The following is a 19,412-nucleotide window of genomic DNA, read 5'->3' on the forward strand; positions in this document are numbered from 1 at the left end:
ATCAGTTCGGCAGCCGATGCATCGCGCAGATCTTGTTGCCGTCGAGGTCGCGCAAATAAGCGATGTAGAGCTTGTTCCCTGCGCCCTCGCGGATGCCGGGTGGATTCTCGATCGGCGTTCCGCCGGCGGCGACACCGGTGGCGTGCCACTTGTCGACCTGCTCAGGCGAGTTGGCGGCAAAGCCGATGGTGCTGCCATTCGCACACGTGGCGGCCTCGCCGTTGATCGGCTTCGTCACCGAGAACACGCCGGTCTTGGTGATGTAGAAGATGCGATGGCCGTCGACCCTGGCCGGGCGCACCTCGAGCGTGCCGAGCAGCTGGTCGTAGAACGCCTTGGCCTTGTCCAGGTCGTTGGTGCCGATCATGATGTGTGAGAACATTTGCCCATTCCCCTCAGAGTTTGTAGCCCGGATGGAGCGCAGCGAAATCCGGGTCTTGCTTGCTTTTGAAAATCCCGGATTACGCTTCGCTCCATCCGGGCTACGAGATTCAAAACGCCGTATAGCCGCCGTCGATCACGAACGTATCCGCGGTGTGATACGACGACGCCTTGCTCATCAGATACACCGCGATGCCGCCGAAATCGCTGGCCTCGCCGAAGCGCCGCATCGGAATGCGCGGCATCACATTGGCGACGAACTTCTCGTTGGCCATGATGCCCGCGGTCATGTCGCTCTTGATCCAGCCGGGCAGGATCGCATTCGCGGTGACGCCGTGACGCGCCAGCTCGACGCCGAGCGCGCGCACCAGCGCGTTGATCGCGGCCTTGGTCGCGGCATAATGCTCATTGCGCGCAGTGCCGAAGATCGAGGCGAGGCTCGAGGTCGCGACCAGCCGGCCGAAGGGATCGCCGGCATTGGCGCGCTCGGTCATGTGTTTTGCGGCGGCCTGGAACGCGTGGAACACGCCGTCCAGATTGGTCGCAAACATCGTGCGCCACTCTTCCTCGGTGCGCTCGATGAAGGAGCGCCGGCCGCCGCCGCCGATGCCGGCATTGGCAAAGCAGCCGTCGACCCGGCCGAAAATGTCGAGTGTCGCCTTCATCGCGGCATTGACCGAGGCTGGATCGGTGACGTCGCAGACGCGGGTGTCGACCTTGCCGGAGAGGCCCGTCATGCTCGCGGCAGCAGCCTTGTTCTTGTCAGGATTGCGGCCCCAGATCGAGACGTTGCAGCCCTGGCTGGCGAGCGCCTGCGCGATGCCGAGCCCGATACCGCCATTGCCGCCGGTGATCACGGCGACGCGGCCGCTGAGGTCGAAAAGGTTCATGGCGCGTTTCCTGTTCTTGGCACGGGCGCGCGCCAGCCTGTGCGCGCAAGATTGTGCGATACGACGACAAGGTATGTTCGGACCACCATGGACAAGGCCGCGACAAAAATCAAATATGCGCCCCGGCAAAACTAATTCCGGTCTGCGAAACATCGCTAATACCAACTGACGAGGAAACCATGCAGTTCAAACACGTCACGCTCGATTTCGATGGCTCGGTCGCGATCCTCCGGCTCGACCATCAGGAGGTGATGAACGCGGTCTCCATGGACATGCTGGGCGGCCTCTCAGATGCGCTCGACGCGATCGAGGAGAAGAAGGGCGAGGTGCGTTGCGTGGTGCTGACCGGCGCGGGGCGGGCGTTCTGCACCGGCGCGAATCTGCAAGGCCGCAACAATCAGTCGAAGAAGACCAAGGCCGGCCTGACGCTCGAGACCGGCTTTCATCCCTTCCTGCGCCGCATCCGCAATCTGCATTGCCCGATCGTGACCGCGGTCAACGGCCCGGCGGCCGGCGCCGGCATGAGCTTCGCACTGCTCGGCGACATGATTTTGTGTGCGCGATCCTCTTACTTTCTTCAAGCGTTCCGTCGCATCGGCTTGGTGCCGGATTGCGGCTCGACCTGGCTGCTGCCGCGCCTGATCGGCCGGGCGCGTTCGGTCGAATTGTCGCTGATGGGCGAGCGCCTGCCGGCCGAGAAGGCGCTGGAATGGGGCCTCGTCAACCGCGTCTATGACGACGGCGTGCTGATGGAGGAGGCGATGAAGCTCGCGCGTGATCTGGCGAGCGGCCCGACCGTCGCGCTGTCGCTGATCCGCAAGCTCTACTGGGACAGCCCCGAAAATTCGTTCGAGGATCAGCTCAACCTCGAATTCCAGTGCCAGCTGCGCGCCGGCGACACGGACGATTTCCGTGAAGGCGTTGGCGCGTTCCTGGAGAAGCGCCCGGCGCAGTTCAAAGGCAAATGATCGAGGCCGAGCTCTCCCGCAGCGTCGCGCGCTGGTGCGAAGGGGCGACCGGCGTCACGGGCGCGGCAAAACTGTCCGGCGGCGCCAGTCAGGAAACCTGGCGCTTCGACATCGAGCATCCCGATGGGTCGATCGGCGCGATCCTGCGCCGCTCGCCGAAGGGCTATGGCGCCGCGCCGACGCGGGCGGCCGGTCTCGGCGCCGAAGCGCAGTTGATGCAGCTTGCCTATGAGGCCGGCGTGCCGTCGCCGCGCGTCATGCATGTGCTGACGCCGGACGAAAATCTCGGCACCGGCTTCATCATGCAGCGGGTCGAGGGCGAGACCATCGCCCGCAAGATTCTTCGCGATGATGAGTATGCGGCGGCGCGGCCGCGTCTCGCGCGGCAGATCGGCGGTGTGCTCGCCGGCCTGCACAAACTGCCGCAGGACAAGCTGCCCGAGCTGCGCAGCCGGTCCGCGACCCAGGAGATTGGCGAGTTCGAGCGCGACTATCGCAGCCTGAACTGGCCAAAGCCCGTGTTCGAGCTGGCGCTGCGCTGGCTGCGCGACCATGATCCCGGCCCCTCCGCCGAGACGACGCTGGTGCACGGCGATTTCCGCAACGGCAACCTCATCGTCGGCGCTGACGGCGTCCGCGCCGTGCTCGACTGGGAGCTCGCCCATCTCGGCGATCCCATGGAGGATCTCGGCTGGGTCTGCGTCAATTCCTGGCGCTTTGGTGAGATCGACAAGCCGGTCGGCGGTTTTGGCACACGCGAGGAATTGTTCGCCGGCTATGAGGCCGCGGGCCGCAAATGCGATCCTGCGCGCGTCAAATTCTGGGAAGTGATGGGCACGCTGCGCTGGGGCATCATGTGCGGCGGCATGATGCAGCGGTTCCGCGAGGGGCCTGACCATTCGATGGAACGCGCCATGATCGGCCGCCGCGCCAGCGAGACCGAGATCGATCTGTTGCGGCTGCTGGCGCCGCGCGGGAGCTGATACATGCAGGACGAACCGACCCCGACCGAGCTGACCAAGGCGGTCGCCGATTTCCTCCGCAACGACATCACGCCGCTGATCTCCGGCCATCAGGCCTTCAAGCTGCGCGTCGCCGTCAACATCCTCGACCTCGTCACGCGGCAGCTGACGCAGGAGGAAGGGAGTGACGCGAAGGAGGTGGAGCGGCTGCGTGCGCTGCTGGGCATGGACGGCTCGGTCACCGATCTCAACCGCGCGCTCGCCGATCGCATCGCCAAGGGTGAGGTTGATCTGGCAACGCCTGGCCTCGCCGAGCATCTCTGGCAGACAACGATGGACAAGCTCGCGGTCGATCAGCCGAATTACGCGTCGTACAAGCGGGAGCTGGGGCGATAGGCGGGTAGACGGTGCCATATTCTCCGCTGTCATCGCCCGCCTAGTGCGCAATTGCGCACAGGGGCGGGCGATCCAGTATTCCAGAGACGGCAGTGAGATACATTGAAGCCGCGGCGTACTGGATGCCCCGGTCAAGCCGGGGCATGACACCTGTGGTGTTGGGACATCCGTCGTCGTGACGAGGAGAGCGGCGCTCTACTTCCCCACCCATTTCGGCGGCCGCTTCTCTGAGAACGCCTTCGGGCCTTCGATGTAATCCTGCGAGGCCACCATCGCCTTCACCGCCGGATATTCGCGCTGCTCCTCGATCGCCTGTTCCAGCGACACGGCGAGGCCCTTCTGGATGGTCTGCTTCGATGCGCGGATCGACATCGGCGAGTTCTTGGTGATCATCTCCGCCCAGCGCAGCGCGCCCGACAGGGCCTCGCCCTGCGGCACCACCTCGTTGACGAAGCCGAGCTCGTGGCCCTCCTTGGCGCTGACATGGCGCGCGGTGAGGATCATGCCCATGGCGCGCTTCAGGCCGATCTGACGCGGCAGGCGATGCAGGCCGCCGGCAAGTGCGGCGAGGCCGACGCGCGGCTCGGGCAGGGCGAAGGTCGCGTTCTCCGAGGCGATGATCAGGTCGCAGGCGAGCGCGATCTCGAAGCCGCCGCCCATGGCGACGCCATTGACCGCGGCGATGATCGGCTTGTCGCAGTCGAAGCGCGAGGTCAGGCCGGCGAAGCCGCCCTTGTCCCAGCCGCGCTTGCCGCCCGCCGCCTGCCACTTCAGATCGTTGCCGGCGCAGAACGCCTTGTCGCCGGCGCCGGTGACGACCGCGACCCACTGCTCGGGGTCGGCGGAGAAATCGTCGAAGACCTTGTTGAGCTCGAAATGCGCATCGATGTGCAGCGCGTTGTAGACCTCGGGCCGCGACAGCGTGACGATCGTGATCGGCCCCTTGCGTTCCACCTTTGAGAATTTCAGATCCATCGCGCGCTCCCGCATTTTCTCGTGAAGGAATATTGCGGACATACTAGCGCGCGTCAGCGCCGCGACACCATCGAATTGCGCGGGCGCGCCTTGCGCCTGTCACACGCCTTGCCTTGCTTGACTTGCGCGCGCACTTCTCACCTTAATCGCGCGAAGCGAAAAGCGCGGTAGCGCCTTAACGCAAAACAACAAAACTACTCCGGGAGAGAGCCGTGGATTTCTCATTGCCTGCCGATCTCGTCGCCTATCTCGGAGAGCTCGATCGATTCATCGAACGCGAGATCAAGCCGCTCGAACAAGCCGACGACAACATCCGCTTCTTCGACCATCGCCGCGAATGGGCGCGCACCGATTTCGACAATGGCGGCCTGCCACGACATGAGTGGGAAGCGCTGCTGCGCAGGGCCAAGGATCTCGCGGATGCCGCCGGCCATCTGCGCTTTCCGGTGCCGAAGCAATATGGCGGCAAGGACGGCTCCAACCTCTGGATGGCCGTGATCCGCGAGCACTTTGCCGCCAAGGGTCTCGGCCTGCACAACGATCTCCAGAACGAGCACTCCATCGTCGGCAATTTCCCCGTTGTCACCATGCTCGATCGCTATGGCCGCGACGACCAGAAGGCGATGATCGACGGTTCGATCAAGGGCAAGTACCGCATCACCTTTGGATTGACGGAGCCGCATCACGGCTCGGACGCCACCCACATGGAGACGCGCGCGGTGCCCGCGACCCGCGACAACGTCAAGGGCTGGATCATCAACGGCGAGAAGATGTGGACGACCGGCATGCACGTCGCCACGCATTGCGCGCTGTTCGCGCGCACCTCGGGCAATGACGGCGATGCCCGCGGCATCACCTGCTTCCTGGTGCCGGCCAAGAGCGATGGAGTGAAGGTCGAGGAGTACATGTGGACCTTCAACATGCCGACCGACCATCCCCGCGTCAGCTTTACGGACGTGTTCGTGCCTGAGGACGCGCTGTTCGGCGAAGTCGGCCGCGGCCTGTCGCTGGCGCAGTGCTTTGTCCACCAGAACCGCATCCGCCAGGCGGCAAGCTCGCTCGGCGCCGCCGTCTACTGCATCAACGAGAGCGTCAAGTATGCGCGCGAGCGAAAGCCGTTCGGCAAGGCGCTCGCCGAGAACCAGGCGATCCAGTTCCCGCTGGTCGAGCTCGCGACGCAAGCCGAAATGCTGCGCCTGTTGATCCGCAAGACCGCTTGGGAGATGGACCAGCTCAATGAGGAGCAGATCGAGCGCACGCTCTCCGACCGCGTCTCCATGTGCAACTACTGGGCAAACCGCCTCTGCTGCGAATCCGCCGACCGTGCCATGCAGGTCCACGGCGGCATGGGCTATTCACGCCACAAGCCGTTCGAGCACATCTACCGCCACCACCGCCGCTATCGCATCACGGAGGGCAGCGAGGAGATCCAGATGCGGAAGGTGGCGGGGTTTTTGTTCGGGTATATGGGGCCGGGGAAGCATTAGAGAGACGCTGCGATCTCTCCCCGAGTCGTCCCCGCGAAGGCGGGGACCCATAACCCCAGGGAGTAGTTTGAGGCGAGACGGCAACTCCGTGTCTTCGCCAAACTCCACCCTGTGGTTATGGGTCCCGGGCTCGCGCTGCGCGCGCCCCGGGACGACGACGCGGATAGAGCGGGGCTAATTCACCCTTCTATCCTTCCCCGCCCAATAAGGCTCCCTCAACTGCCGTCGCAAGATCTTGCCTGACGGATTCCGCGGCAGCGCCGGCAGGAACACCACGCTCTTCGGAGTCTTGAACCCGGCAATGCGTTCGCGGGTGAAGTTGATGATGTCGGTGGCGGTCGCCTGCTTGCCGGGCTTCATCACCACGACGGCCTTCACCGCCTCGCCCCATTTGTCGTCGGGCACGCCGATCACGGCGGCCTCGGCGACATCAGGGTGATCGCACAGCGCGCTCTCGACCTCGGCCGGGTAGATGTTCTCGCCGCCGGAGATGATCATATCCTTGATGCGGTCGTGGATGTAGAGATAGCCGTCCTCGTCCATGTAGCCGGCGTCACCGGTGCGCAGCCAGCCATCGCTGCGCAGCGTCGCCGCAGTCGCCTCCGGCAAATTCCAGTAGCCGGCCATGTTGGAGCCCGAGCGCGTCGCGATCTCGCCGACCTCGCGCGGCGGCAGCGGCTTGCCGTCCGCATCCAGGATCGCGATCTCGACACCCGGCAGCGCTTTGCCGGCCGAGCGCATCCGCTCGAGGCCCTCGACGTGGTCCTCCGGCGGCAGCGCGACGATGGTGCCTGTGGTCTCGGTCATGCCGTACATCTGCACGAAGCCGCATTTGAAGACCTCGATGCATTCCTTCAGCAGCGCCGCCGGAATCGGCGAGGCGCCATACAGCATGTATTTCAGCCGCGAGAAATCGACCGTCTTCGCGCGCGGCTGCCGCACCACGAACTGCATCGCCGCCGGCACCATGAACAGCTTTGTGATGCCCGATTGCTCGAAGAAATCCAAAACCTTCGTCGGATCGAACTCGCGCGCGATCACGCCGCGGGCGCCGTGGTAAAGTCCCATCACGCCCCAGCCGGAACCGCCGATGTGGAAGATCGGCATCGCCACCAGTGACACGTCGTCGGTCGACCACCGGTTCCATTCCGGTTTATCCTCGGCATTGCCTGTTTGCACGAGGTTGAGGAAGTTCGCATGCGACAGCATCGCGCCTTTGGGCTTGCCTGTGGTGCCCGACGTATAAAGCTGGATTGCGATGTCCCGGGTGTCGATCGGCACGCTGGGATCATCGCCCCTCTGCGTATCGCGCCAGGCCGTAAAATCCTGCCATTCCGGCGCGCCGCCTTCGGTGGTGATGACAGTGCGCACGCTGGGCAGCTGGTCCTTGATCTGGCGGACCTGCGCGATGAACTCCGGCCCCACGAACAGCGCCGGCGCCCTGCAATCCGCAACGATGAACGCGACCTCGGGCCCGGCGAGACGCCAGTTCACCGGCGCCATCACCACACCCGCCTTCATCGCGCCCATCAGCAGTTCGAAATAGAGGTCGCTGTTCTTGCCGAGATAGGCGATGCGGTCGCCCTTCTTCACGCCCATCGCGATCAACGCGTTGGCGACCTTGTTGGTCTTGACGTTAAACTCGGCAAAGCTGGTGACGCGGCCCTCGAACTCGTAGGCGGTCGCGTTGCCGCGGCTCGTCGCGCGCTCGCGCACCATGTCGGCGAGATTCGCCAATGGCTGTGTGGTGGACATGTCTCTCCCGTGGCGTCTTGTTTTTATGCCTGGGAGTGTGGCGTCATCCGCGGGTGAAGACAAGATGGGAGGGGCCCCGCGTCGTCCCGGACAAGCGCAGCGAAGCGGAGCGCAGATCCGGGAGCCATAACCACAGGAAGAGGTTTTGCGGAGACTCGGAGTTACCGGTCTCGCGCCAAACCTCTTCCTGGGGTTATGGGTCCCGGGCTCGCGCTATGCGCGCCCCGGGACGACAGCGGTGGGTGCATCACCCCCGCTTCGCCCGGTCCTTCTCGTTCTGCGCCATGATGCTCTCGCGCGCGGTTTTCCAGTCGTCGTCGCTCCAGTCGCGGAGCTGGTAGAAATTGCCGCCCATCGCCAGCGCTTGCGCGCCGTCCATGGCGATGGTCTCGCCGCTGATCCAGTCGCAGCCGCCGGAGATCAGGAACACCGCGAGGTTCTGCAATTCCTCCATGGTGCCGACGCGGCCCATCGGGTTCATCGCCTTGGTGCGGGCGCCGGCTTCGTCGCCGGGCTTGATGCGCTTGCTCATGCCCTCGGTCGGGATCTCGCCCGGCGCGATGGTGTTGAGGCGGATGCCGTACCGGCCCCATTCGGTCGCGAGCGACATCGTCATGGCGTGGATCGCCGACTTGCTCATCGCGGACGGCACCACGTAAGGCGAGCCGTTGCGCACCCAGGTCGTGGTGATGGAAACGACATTGCCGGGCTGCTTCAAGGCGATCCAGCGCTTGCCGACCGCATGGGTCACGTAGAACGTGCCGTGCATCACGATGTTGGCGACGGCATCGAAGCCGCGCGGCGAGAGCTCTTCGCTGCGCGAGATGAAATTGCCGGCCGCGTTGTTGATGAGATCGGTGAGGGGAGAGTCACGAAAGATGGTCTCGATCATCTCTTCGACCGCGAGCGCGTTGCGGATGTCGACGCCGTGGCTGGTGACGCGGCCACCATACTCGGCCATCAGCTCGGTCGCGGTCTCGTCGCACACGATCTTGCGCCGGCCGCAGATGTGCACCTCTGCTCCAAGCTGGAGGAAGCGCGCCGCCATCGACTTGCCGAGCCCGGTGCCGCCACCGGTGACAAGGATGTTCCGGCCGGCCAGAAGATTTTCCTTGAACATGGCTGTTTCCTCCGCAGGCATTGTCAGTTAATTGGTCGATTGACTAAATCCGGCCGCCGGCTTCCTGTAAAGCGGCACTGAACAAGAACAGGGGAGAATTCATCCATGGAAGAGCGCGTCTCGATCTCGATCTCGGAAGGCGTCGCCGACGTGCGCCTGGTGCGCGCGGACAAGATGAATGCGCTCGATCAGGCGATGTTCGAAGCCCTTGTTGCCGCAACCGACCGGCTTTCGAAGGAAAAGGGCGTGCGTGTCGTCGTGCTCTCGGGCGAAGGCCGCGCCTTCTGCGCCGGTCTCGACATGGGGCGTTTTGCCGCCATGAAGGAGAAGGGCGGCAACGGAATTCCGGGTGGCGAAAATCGCGATCTCACCAAGCGGACGCATGGCCAGGCGAACTTTCCGCAACAGGCGGTGTGGGGCTGGCGCCAGTTGCGGGTTCCGGTGATCGCGGCCGTGCACGGCGTCGCTTTCGGCGGTGGGTTCCAGCTCTCGCTCGGTGCCGACATGCGCTTTCTCTCACCCGATGCGCGGATGTCGGTGATGGAGATCAAATGGGGCCTCGTGCCCGACATGGCGGGCACGCCGATCCTGGCCTCGCTCGTGCGCGATGACATCCTGCGCGATCTCACCTACACCGGCCGCATCTTCTCGGCGCAAGAGGCGATGGCCTATGGCCTCGCGACGCGCATCTGCGATGATCCGCGCGCCACGGCTCTCGAAGTCGCGCGCGAGATCGCCGGCAAGAGCCCCGATGCGATCCGCGCTGCGAAGCGGCTGCTGAACAATCTCTCGGTCGATCCGGGTCCCGCATTGCTCGCGGAGTCGGTCGAGCAGCAGAAGCTGATCGGCAGCGCGAACCAGACCGAAGCGGTGCGCTCCAATCTGGAGAAGCGCGCGCCGAGGTATGTGGATTAGTAACTCCCCGTCATTCCGGGGCGATGCGTAGCATCGAGCCCGGAATCCATAACCACGATCGGGAGTATGGATTCTCAGATGCGCAATTGCGCATCGTAGCCTGCGCCTTCGGCGCATCCCGGAATGACGACCGCGGTTGTGACTAAGATCTCAAACCCGACGAAAGATCGGAAAAAGCAACAAATGAGCGAAACGTCCCAATTCCTCGGCATCGTCTCCGGCGAGCACCGCCGTACCCACGCCGAAGTCGCCAACCGCGCGGGTCGCATCGCGAGCGGCCTCGCCGAAATCGGCGTCGAGCAGGGCGATTGCGCCTGCATGCTGATGCGCAACGACATCGCCTTCCTCGAAGCCGCCTACGCCGCGATGCGGCTCGGGGCCTATGGCGTGCCGATCAACTGGCACTTCAAGCCGGAGGAGATCAACTACATCCTTGGCGATACCGGCACGTCCGTGCTGATCGGGCATGCAGACATGCTGCACGCCCTGCGCGATGCCATCCCGAAAGGCGTCACCGTGCTCAGCGTGCCGACCCCGCTGGAGATCCTGTCCAACTACAAGATCGACCCCGATCACCTGAAGACGCCGGACTTCGCGATCGATTTCGAATCCTGGCTTGCGCAACACCAGCCCTATGACGGCCCAATCGTGCCGCAGCCCATGAACATGATCTACACGTCAGGGACGACGGGCCATCCCAAGGGCGTGCGGCGCAACGCACCGACGCCGGACCAGCAGGCGGCCGGCGAGCGCATGCGTGCGATGATCTATGGGCTCAAGCCCGGCGCCCGCGCGATCCTGCCGGGCCCGCTCTATCATTCCGCGCCGAACTCGTTCGGCATCCGCGCCGGCAAGCTCGGTGGCGCGCTGGTGCTGATGCCGCGGTTCGACGCCGAGGAGTTCCTGGAGCTGATCGAACGGTATACGATCGACACCATCTTCATGGTGCCGACCATGTTCATCCGCCTGATGAAGCTGCCGGAGGCGATTCGCAAGAAATACGACGTCTCCTCGCTCCGTCACATCATCCACGCCGCGGCGCCCTGTCCGGCGGACGTCAAGCGCGCGATGATCGAATGGTGGGGGCCGGTGATCTACGAATTTTACGGCTCGACCGAATCCAGCGCCGTCACCTTCGCGACATCAGAGGACGCACTGAACAAGCCCGGCACGGTCGGCAGGATTTCGCCGGGCGCCGAACTGCGCTTCATCGGCGACGACGGCCGCGTGCTGGGCGTGGGCGAGATCGGCGAGATCTATTCCCGCATGGCCGGGATGGCCGACTTCACCTACCACAACAAGCCGGAGAAACGTGCCGAGATCGACCGCGGCGGTTTCATCACCTCGGGCGACGTTGGTTATATCGACAAGGACGGCTACGTCTTCATCTGCGACCGCAAGCGCGACATGGTGATCTCAGGCGGCGTCAACATCTATCCGGCCGAGATCGAGTCCGTGCTGCATGCCGTGCCCGGCGTGCATGATTGCGCCGTGTTCGGCATCCCGGATGCCGAGTTCGGCGAGGCGCTGATGGCGGTGGTCGAGCCGCAACCGGGTGTCACGCTTGATGCGTCCGATGTCCGTGCAAGGCTGAAGACGTCGCTCGCCGACTACAAGGTGCCCAAGCATATCGAGATCCGCACGAGCCTGCCGCGCGAAGACTCAGGAAAGATCTTCAAGCGCCGCCTGCGTGATCCCTATTGGGAGCAGGCGGGGCGGAAGATCTGACACTGCGTAGGGTGGGCAAAGCGAAGCGTGCCCACCATTACGGTCGCAAGGCATCGATGGTGGGCGCGGCGCTTCGCGCCTTTGCCCACCCTACGAGATACGGGACGGGGAAACATTTGTCATGACCGACGCCGCAAACGAAGTCCTCTACGAAGTCGCCGACCACATCGCGGTGATCACGCTGAATGCGCCGGAGCGCATGAACACGATCTCCGGCCCGATGCTGAACGATCTGGCGCGGCTGCTGACCGAGGCCAATGAGGACCGCAACGTCCGGGTCGTGATCCTCACCGGCAAGGGGCGGGCATTCTGCGCCGGCCTCGATTTGCGTCGGGAGCGCGACGGCAATGGCCTCAGTGCCGCGTCTTCGCCGACCACGATCAATCTGCGCAACACGCCGCCGACCGTGCTTCAGGCGATGGACAAGCCGACCATCTGCGCCGTCAACGGCGGCGCCGCCGGTTACGGCATGGACACCGCGCTCGGCTGCGATATCCGCATCATGGCGGAGTCCTCGAAGCTTGCGGCGGCCTTCGTCAAGCGCGGCGTCGTGCCGGAATCCGGCGGCACCTGGCTGCTGCCTCGGATGCTCGGCTGGGCCAAGGCTTCCGAGCTGATCTTCACCGGCCGGACGCTCAGCGCCCGCGAGTGTCTGGAATGGGGCCTCGCCAACGAGGTCGTGCCGGATGCCGACTTGATGGGCCGCGCCCGCGCCATCGCCCGCGAAATCGCAGCCAACGCGCCGCTCGCGGTGCAGGCCTCCAAGCGCATGATGCGGATGGGCCTCAACGAGAACTTCTCCGATCACGTTCACCGCGTCTACCTCCAGCTTCTGCCGCTGTTCAAGACACAGGACATGGCCGAGGGCATGAAGGCGTTCATGGAGAAGCGTGAGCCGAAGTTCGAGGGGCGGTAGGCGCCGCCTGATCGCGCACGCTGGAGTAGCAATCAGTAATCGGCTCGGCTAGGTTGACGTTCCCACGCCAACCGCTTGCGATCGCCGATGCCCTCATACCGCGCCAGCTTCTTCGAAGTTCCTCATGCGGCCCTTTACGCGCTGATGACGGTGACCGTCCTGGCGTCGGGATTCTGCTTCATCCAGGCAGGCAGTCCGGCGGCGCCGGCAGAGTTGCTGTATCGCTATGGCGGCATGTATTCGGGCGCAATCGCGCGGCATGAGTACTGGCGCCTGCTCGCCTATGGCTTCCTGCATGTCAACTTCGTCCACCTCACCATGAACATGTTGTGCCTCGTGCTGTGGGGCGGACATCTCGAGCGGCGAGTGGGACCGGCCTATTTCCTCATCATCTATCTCTGCGCGATGGTGTTCGGCGCCGTCATCGGCAATGGCATTCATTCCACGCCCTATTTGACCGTCGGCGCGTCCGGCGCCACGTCGGGCATTTTGGGTGCGCTGCTCTGCCTGTGGATCCTCGGCAAGCTCGACGTCAGGTTCGACTTCTTCGCCATCAACATCGGATTGAACATCGCGTTTGCGCTCGGCAATTCGCGGATCGACTGGGGCGTCCATCTCGGCGGCTTTGCGGCCGGATTGATCGCCTGCGCATTGCTGGACCTCATCGAGAAGGCGAATCCTTACGCGCTTCGTTGCAAATTTCCCGAAGCCGTGAAGGTCAATCTCACTCTGTTGGCCTGTGTTGCTGCTGCGTGGGCTTGGAGCGGTCAGGCCATCGCCGCCGGGATTTCCGGATGGGGCCTGGCCATCGTTGTCGTGGTCGCATGCTGTGCGGTCGTGAAGGTGGTTGATCTCGTCCTCTCCATGAAGAAGGGTCTTGCGATCGTCGTGGTCGCCCTGGCTGGAGCGAATGCTGTCACCATCCTGCTGTGCGGTTTGGCTCTGGCATCTTCTTGCAGTCCGCGCTGGCCAACCGGGTCCGTTCCACTCGATAATCTTCTCGTCATATTCTGTCCCAATCCTGTTCTGATCTCGGGGCTGGCCGCGATCGGTGCCGCCGCGGTGACGCTGTGGCTCTGCGCAAGGGAAATTTCGCGCGGGATCGAGGATGTCGGATTTGTCGGCACATCGCTGCGTGCCGAACGCAGCCGGCGTCATGGACTATGACCGCGGAGGTCGTGCTATAAGAGGGCTCATTGACCCCGGATCATCCCAAGGTTCCTAAATCTAATGGCCCCCGTTTCCATTCTGCTCAACGTGATCTGGATTCTCATCGGCGGTGCCTGGATGGCATTCGGCTGGCTGGTGGCTTCCGTCATCATGGCCATTACCATCATCGGCCTTCCCTGGGCGCGGGCGGCGTTCAACATCGCGGTCTACGCCCTGCTGCCGTTCGGCTCGCGCGCGGTCAACCGCGACGAGGTCACCGGTATGGGCGATATCGGCACCGGCCCGCTCGGGGTGATCGGGAACATTATCTGGTTCGTGCTGGCCGGCTGGTGGCTGGCACTCGGCCACGTGCTGACAGCCGTGATCTTCGCCATCACCATCATCGGCATCCCCTTCGCCTGGGCCCATCTGAAGCTCGCCGGCATCGCGCTCTGGCCGATCGGCAAGGTGATCGTGCCGGCCTAGCCTCAAGCGATCGTCCCTTTCAGTGTGCGCCGCCCCCAACTTCATCTTGCGCTGCGGCAAAAAACTTGCACACTCGGCTGAGCCGGGCAGCGAAGCGAGCTCGAACAAGGAAGCGAGCCATGTCCCTCCAGACCGTGCCACCCGACGCCATTGACAACCGGCCTAACCGCGCTGAGGACGCCCAGGCGCTGGAGGCAGATGCGCGGCTGCGTGACGACATCCGCCTGCTCGGACGCATCCTGGGCGACACCGTGCGCGACCAGGAAGGTGCTGAGTTGTTCGACCTGGTCGAGCGCATCCGCCAGACCTCGATCCGGTTCCACCGCGACGAGGACCGGCTCGCCCGCCGCGAGCTCGAGCAGATCCTCGACAGCATGTCGACCTCGGAGACGGTGCGGATCGTCCGCGCCTTCAGTTATTTCTCCCACCTCGCCAACATCGCCGAGGACCAAAACAACATTCGCCAGATGCGCGCCCGCAGTGCCGCCCAGAGCACCGGTTCCGGCGTGCTGGCAGAGACGCTGGCCCACGCCAGGGACGCCGGGATCAGCTCCGATGTGCTGCGCAATTTCTTCAAGACCGCGCTGGTCAGCCCGGTGCTGACGGCGCACCCGACCGAGGTCCGCCGCAAGAGCACCATGGACCGCGAGATGGAGGTCGCTAGCCTGCTCGACCGCCGCGAGCGTGTGGCGCTGACTGAAGACGAGGCCGCCGCCAGCGACGAGCAGCTTCGCCGCGAGGTGCTGACGCTGTGGCAGACCAATCTCTTGCGCCGGACCAAGCTCACCGTGCTCGACGAGGTCGCCAATGGCCTGTCGTTCTACGATTACACCTTCCTGCGCGAGGTGCCGCGGCTGGTCAACGTGCTCGAAGACCGGCTGGAGGAGGCTGGCGAGGCGGCTGCAAGCGAGCTCGCCTCGTTCCTGCGCATGGGCAGCTGGATCGGCGGCGACCGCGACGGCAATCCCTTCGTCACCGCCGACGTGATGCGCGGGACGCTGCGGCTGCAGTCGAGCCGGGTGATGCAATTCTATCTCAACGAGCTGCATGTGCTCGGCTCGGAGCTGTCGATCGCGGCGCACCTCGCCGACGTCTCCGAGGAGCTGCGGACGCTGGCGGAACGCTCGCCCGACACCTCGCCGCACCGGAGCGGCGAGCCTTATCGTCTCGCGGTCTCCGGCATCTATGCGCGCCTGACGGCGACGGCCGAAAAGCTCGAGGTCGAGATCACGCGTCGGCCGGTCGGCAAGGGCAGGCCTTACGAGACCGTTAGGGAGCTGCAGGCCGATCTCGACGTGCTGCACCGCTCGCTGATCTCCAACAATGCCCGCGTCATCGCTCGCGGCCGGCTGCGGCTCTTGCGGCGTGCGGTGGATTGCTTCGGCTTCCACCTGGCGCGGCTCGACATCCGCCAGAATTCTGCCGTGCACGAACGTACCATCGCCGAGCTGATGGACGCCGCGAACCCCGGCATGTCCTACCTCGCGCTGGGCGAGGACGCGCGCATCTCGCTGCTCACCAACGAGCTGCGCAGCACGCGCTCGCTGGTCTCGCCATTCGTCAAATACAGCGACGAGACCATGGGCGAGCTCAACGTCTTCCATTCCGCCGCGGAGGCGCATGCGAAGTTCGGCTCGGACGCCATTCCCCAATGCATTATCTCGATGTGCAAGGGCATGTCCGACATGCTCGAAGTGGCCGTGCTGCTCAAGGAGGTCGGCCTCGTTCATCCTTCCGGGCGCAGCGCCATCAACATCGTGCCGCTGTTCGAGACCATCGAGGATTTGCAGGCCTCCAGCGCCATCATGGATCGCATGCTGTCGCTGCACGATTACCGCCGCCTCGTCGACAGCCGCGGCAGCGTGCAGGAGGTCATGCTCGGCTATTCCGACTCGAACAAGGATGGCGGCTTCGTCACCTCGGGCTGGGAACTCTACAAGGCCGAGATCGGCCTCGTCGACGTGTTCGAGCGCCACGGCGTGCGGCTGCGCCTGTTCCACGGCCGCGGCGGCTCGGTCGGCCGCGGCGGCGGTCCGAGCTATGACGCCATCATCGCGCAGCCCGGCGGCGCGGTGAACGGGCAGATCCGCATCACCGAGCAGGGCGAGATCATCTCGTCGAAATATTCCAACGCCGAAGTCGGCCGCAACAATCTGGAGATACTCGCCGCCGCAACGCTGGAGGCGAGCCTGCTGCATCCGCGCCAGAGCGCGCCGCGCCGCGAATATCTCACCGCGATGGACGAGCTTTCAAATTTGGCTTTCAAGGCCTATCGCGGCCTCGTCTACGAGACCGACGGTTTCGTCGATTATTTCTGGGCCTCCACCGTCATCAACGAGATCGCGACGCTGAATATCGGCAGCCGTCCGGCCTCGCGCAAGAAGACCCGCGCGATCGAAGATCTGCGCGCCATTCCCTGGGTGTTCTCCTGGGCGCAGTGCCGCCTGATGCTGCCGGGCTGGTATGGCTTTGGTAGCGCGGTCGAGCAGTGGATCGCGGAGCATCCCGACAAGGGCATGCCGTTCCTGAAAGAGCTCTACAGGGAATGGCCGTTCTTCCGCATGCTGCTGTCGAACATGGACATGGTGCTCGCCAAAAGCTCGATCGCGATCGCCTCGCGCTATGCCGAACTGGTGCCGGACGAAGCGCTCCGCGAAAAAATCTTCGGCCGCATCCGTCGCGAATGGCATTCCTGCATCGAGACGCTGCTCGACATCATGGGCCAGGACCGGCTGCTCCAGGGCAACCCGCTGCTGGAGCGCTCGGTGCGCCACCGCTTCCCCTATCTGGATCCGCTCAACCACGTGCAGGTCGAATTGCTGAAAGAGCATCGCGCGCAGAACCCGGACGAGCAGGTGCTGCGCGGGATTCAGCTGACGATCAACGGCATTTCGGCCGGATTGCGGAATACGGGGTAGTAGGGCGAGTAGCGAACAGAAGGCGTGCCGCTGTCGACTATTCGCTACTCACCATTCGCTATTCGTTGATGTTCACGGCTTTAGTGCGCCCTGCACACCGGTGTACACAGCATAGAGCGATGTCGAGCCACAGATATAGAGTCTGTTTCGCTGCTGCCCGCCGAAGCTCAGGTTGGCGACGGTTTCCGGGATGTGAATTTTGCCAAGCAGTTGGCCGTTGGCCGTATAGCAGCGCACGCCGTCTTCGTTCGGATCGCCCCAGCCCACCGAACACCAGACCCGTCCTTCGGTGTCACAGCGGACGCCGTCGGTGATGCTCGGCTTTGGCATCTCGGCGAAGACCTTGCTGTTCGACACCTTCCCCGCCGCCACGTCGAGGTCGAACACGCGGATATGCGATGGGTTGTCCGGTCCGTCCGTGAATCCGGTCTCGCAGATGTAGAGCTTCTTCTCGTCGGGCGAGATGGTGATCCCGTTGGGCTCCACAAAATCGTCGATGACGACCTTGACGTCGCCGGTTTTCGGGTCGACGCGGTAGACGTTCTTCTTCTCCTGCTCGGGGTCGGCCTTGATGCCCTCATAGAAGCCACCGATGCCGTAGGCCGGATCGGTGAACCAGATCGCGCCATCGGCGGTAACGACCGCATCGTTCGGCGAGTTCAGTCGTTTGCCATTGAATTTGTCGGCAATGATGGTGATCGAGCCGTCGAGTTCGGTGCGCGTCACACGCCGCCCGCTATGCTCGCACGTGATCAGGCGTCCTTCGCGATCGATCGTGTTGCCGTTCGAGTTCATCGAGGGTTGACGGTAGACGCTGGTATGACCGTCATCCTCCGAGAAGCGCATGATGCAATTGTTGGGGATGTCGCTGAACAGCAGATATCGTCCGGCTGCAAAATACACGGGACCTTCGGCCCATCGGAAGCCGGTTGCAACACGCTCGACCGCCATGGTGCCGGCGAAGGCCGGGAAGTCGGCAGGCCCGAACGTTGGCGGCCCCTTCTTCGCGGATTCCAGACGGGAGTCCGGGTAGCGGCTGCCGGGAAGCGGTCCCAAGGGCAACGGGGCCGTCGATATCGTCGGAGTGCCGGTCTGGCCGAACGGCGTAACGGAGGCGGCCAGGGCTGCGTTCATGGTGACGCCCGTCGCGGCTACCGCCGCTGCCGCGCCCTTCAAGAGGGTGCGGCGTCCAAGGCACGGCTCATCAGTACCAGTAGAATTGGTCAGTGATTTTGTCATAGTCGCCTCCCGTTTTTTGTTGGAAGGAAGCCATTCGCCCGCAATCGGGCGTAATGCGGGCGATCTCCGGTCGGACAACCGGAGATCGCAATGCAACAATTGCTGGGAAAACGGCTAGACGGGATCCCAGGGGAAGATGTCGGCGGAACGGTCGAGCTTGTAGAACGAGCCCTTCAGTGCCGGCATGCCGTGTTCCGCGATCGTTTGCGGCGTCCAGCCTTCGCTGCGATGAACCGAGCGCAGCGGGCGATTCTGGCTGAACAGGAACAGCTCATTCATGCGTGCGCCGAAGATCTGCCCGGAGACGTCCTTGGCGGCATCGGAGAGCAGATAGGCGCAGATCGGTGCGATCTTCTCCGGTCCCATCTGCTTGATCTTCTCGACGCGCGCCTTCTCGGCTTCGGTCTCGGTCGGGATGGTGCCGATCATGCGGGTCCAGGCAAACGGCGAGACGCAGTTGGAGCGGACGTTGAAGCGGCCCATGTCGAGCGCGATCGACTTCGACAGCCCGATGATGCCGAGCTTGGCCGCGGCGTAGTTGGCCTGGCCAAAGTTGCCGATCAGGCCGGAGGTCGAGGTGAAGTGCACGAAGGAGCCGCTCTCCTGCTCGCGAAAGATCCGCGCCGCGGCGTGGCTAACGTAGAACGAGCCCATCAGGTGAACCTTGATGACGGCCTCGAACGCTTCCACGCTCATCTTGTGGAAGATCATGTCGCGCAAAATGCCGGCATTGTTGACGACGCCGTCGAGCTTGCCGAAATGATCGGTCGCGGTCTTCACGATCTTGCTGGCGGGGACAGCTTCCGCCACCGACTCGAAATTGGGCACCGCGATGCCGCCGCGCTTCTTGATCTCGTCGACCACCTCCTCGGCGGGCGAAGCGCTGGAACCGGCGCCGTCAGCGGCAACACCGGGGTCGTTGACGACGACCTTGGCGCCCTCCGCCGCGCAGAGCAGCGCGATCTCGCGCCCGATGCCGCGGCCTGCACCGGTGACGATGATGACCTTGTCTTGCAGTGATTTTGTCATGTGAGTTCTCCGCTAGCCGTTCCAATTTCCGCCGTCATTCCGGGATGCGCCGCAAGGCGCAGGCCCGGAATCCATACTCCCGATCGTGGTTATGGATT

General features: G+C 64.0%; 17 protein-coding genes. 10 read left to right on the forward strand and 7 right to left on the reverse strand.

Annotation, left to right across the window (positions count from 1 at the left end; genetic code table 11):
- Position 1: 1 nt before the first annotated feature.
- The gene (locus tag ABIB95_RS06490; protein WP_028146897.1) at positions 2–382 is read right to left on the reverse strand and encodes a VOC family protein; all 381 of its coding nucleotides are present in this window, start codon (positions 380–382) and stop codon (positions 2–4) included.
- Positions 383–491: 109 nt separating this feature from the next.
- Entirely contained in the window at positions 492–1,271 is a 780-nt protein-coding gene (locus tag ABIB95_RS06495) for an SDR family NAD(P)-dependent oxidoreductase (RefSeq protein WP_354238274.1), read from the reverse strand.
- Between the two features lie 179 nt (positions 1,272–1,450).
- On the opposite strand from ABIB95_RS06495, the gene ABIB95_RS06500 reads away from it, so the two are divergent.
- The 3 genes from ABIB95_RS06500 to ABIB95_RS06510 are packed head-to-tail and all read left to right on the forward strand — an operon-like array spanning position 1,451 to position 3,597.
- Entirely contained in the window at positions 1,451–2,239 is a 789-nt protein-coding gene (locus ABIB95_RS06500) for an enoyl-CoA hydratase/isomerase (protein ID WP_028146899.1), read from the forward strand.
- Positions 2,236–3,222 carry a phosphotransferase family protein gene (locus ABIB95_RS06505; RefSeq protein ID WP_354238275.1) on the forward strand — a complete coding sequence of 329 codons (987 nt, stop codon included), beginning with the start codon at positions 2,236–2,238 and terminating at the stop codon, positions 3,220–3,222. The genes ABIB95_RS06500 and ABIB95_RS06505 overlap by 4 nt, the downstream gene beginning before the upstream one ends.
- Positions 3,223–3,225: 3 nt before the next feature.
- Positions 3,226–3,597, forward strand: a complete 372-nt coding sequence (locus ABIB95_RS06510; protein WP_354238276.1) for a DUF6285 domain-containing protein — start codon at positions 3,226–3,228, stop codon at positions 3,595–3,597.
- A gap of 195 nt (positions 3,598–3,792) precedes the next feature.
- Here ABIB95_RS06510 and ABIB95_RS06515 read toward each other — a convergent pair whose 3' ends face one another.
- Entirely contained in the window at positions 3,793–4,572 is a 780-nt protein-coding gene (locus ABIB95_RS06515; RefSeq protein ID WP_071915744.1) for an enoyl-CoA hydratase-related protein, read from the reverse strand.
- Positions 4,573–4,784: 212 nt separating this feature from the next.
- Between ABIB95_RS06515 and ABIB95_RS06520 the strand changes: the two genes are divergently transcribed.
- Positions 4,785–6,059 carry an acyl-CoA dehydrogenase family protein gene (locus tag ABIB95_RS06520; protein WP_354238277.1) on the forward strand — a complete coding sequence of 425 codons (1,275 nt, stop codon included), beginning with the start codon at positions 4,785–4,787 and terminating at the stop codon, positions 6,057–6,059.
- A gap of 174 nt (positions 6,060–6,233) precedes the next feature.
- Here ABIB95_RS06520 and ABIB95_RS06525 read toward each other — a convergent pair whose 3' ends face one another.
- Positions 6,234–7,814, reverse strand: a complete 1,581-nt coding sequence (locus ABIB95_RS06525; RefSeq protein ID WP_354238278.1) for a fatty acid--CoA ligase — start codon at positions 7,812–7,814, stop codon at positions 6,234–6,236.
- Between the two features lie 247 nt (positions 7,815–8,061).
- Positions 8,062–8,934, reverse strand: coding sequence for an SDR family oxidoreductase (locus ABIB95_RS06530; protein ID WP_354238279.1), 873 nt, complete (start codon positions 8,932–8,934; stop codon positions 8,062–8,064).
- Between the two features lie 105 nt (positions 8,935–9,039).
- Here ABIB95_RS06530 and ABIB95_RS06535 point away from each other — a divergent pair, with 105 nt between their 5' ends.
- The 6 genes from ABIB95_RS06535 (at position 9,040) to ppc (ending at position 17,046) form a co-directional block, all read left to right on the forward strand.
- A complete protein-coding gene (locus ABIB95_RS06535) occupies positions 9,040–9,849 on the forward strand; it encodes a crotonase/enoyl-CoA hydratase family protein (RefSeq protein WP_354238280.1) in 810 nt (269 codons plus the stop codon).
- Positions 9,850–10,032: 183 nt separating this feature from the next.
- Complete coding sequence (locus ABIB95_RS06540; protein WP_354238281.1) at positions 10,033–11,577, forward strand: acyl-CoA synthetase; 1,545 nt, start codon at positions 10,033–10,035, stop codon at positions 11,575–11,577.
- Between the two features lie 121 nt (positions 11,578–11,698).
- Positions 11,699–12,493, forward strand: coding sequence for an enoyl-CoA hydratase/isomerase family protein (locus ABIB95_RS06545; RefSeq protein WP_354238282.1), 795 nt, complete (start codon positions 11,699–11,701; stop codon positions 12,491–12,493).
- An 87-nt stretch (positions 12,494–12,580) separates the two neighbouring features.
- Entirely contained in the window at positions 12,581–13,660 is a 1,080-nt protein-coding gene (locus ABIB95_RS06550; RefSeq protein ID WP_247308177.1) for a rhomboid family intramembrane serine protease, read from the forward strand.
- Positions 13,661–13,723: 63 nt separating this feature from the next.
- Positions 13,724–14,128, forward strand: a complete 405-nt coding sequence (locus ABIB95_RS06555) for a YccF domain-containing protein (RefSeq protein ID WP_354238283.1) — start codon at positions 13,724–13,726, stop codon at positions 14,126–14,128.
- 119 nt (positions 14,129–14,247) lie between these two features.
- Positions 14,248–17,046, forward strand: coding sequence for a phosphoenolpyruvate carboxylase (gene ppc, locus ABIB95_RS06560; RefSeq protein ID WP_253570178.1), 2,799 nt, complete (start codon positions 14,248–14,250; stop codon positions 17,044–17,046).
- Positions 17,047–17,118: 72 nt separating this feature from the next.
- Here the strand turns inward: ppc and ABIB95_RS06565 are convergent, their stop codons facing one another.
- Together ABIB95_RS06565 and ABIB95_RS06570 are read right to left on the reverse strand one after the other, a co-directional pair.
- Positions 17,119–18,285 (reverse strand): SMP-30/gluconolactonase/LRE family protein, encoded by a 1,167-nt coding sequence (locus tag ABIB95_RS06565; protein WP_071915734.1) that lies wholly within the window; start codon positions 18,283–18,285, stop codon positions 17,119–17,121.
- Positions 18,286–18,399: 114 nt separating this feature from the next.
- Complete coding sequence (locus ABIB95_RS06570; RefSeq protein WP_014496864.1) at positions 18,400–19,314, reverse strand: SDR family oxidoreductase; 915 nt, start codon at positions 19,312–19,314, stop codon at positions 18,400–18,402.
- Between the last annotated feature and the right edge of the window lie 98 nt (positions 19,315–19,412).

This window comes from Bradyrhizobium sp. LA2.1 (assembly GCF_040547725.1).
Classification (GTDB): domain Bacteria; phylum Pseudomonadota; class Alphaproteobacteria; order Rhizobiales; family Xanthobacteraceae; genus Bradyrhizobium; species Bradyrhizobium barranii.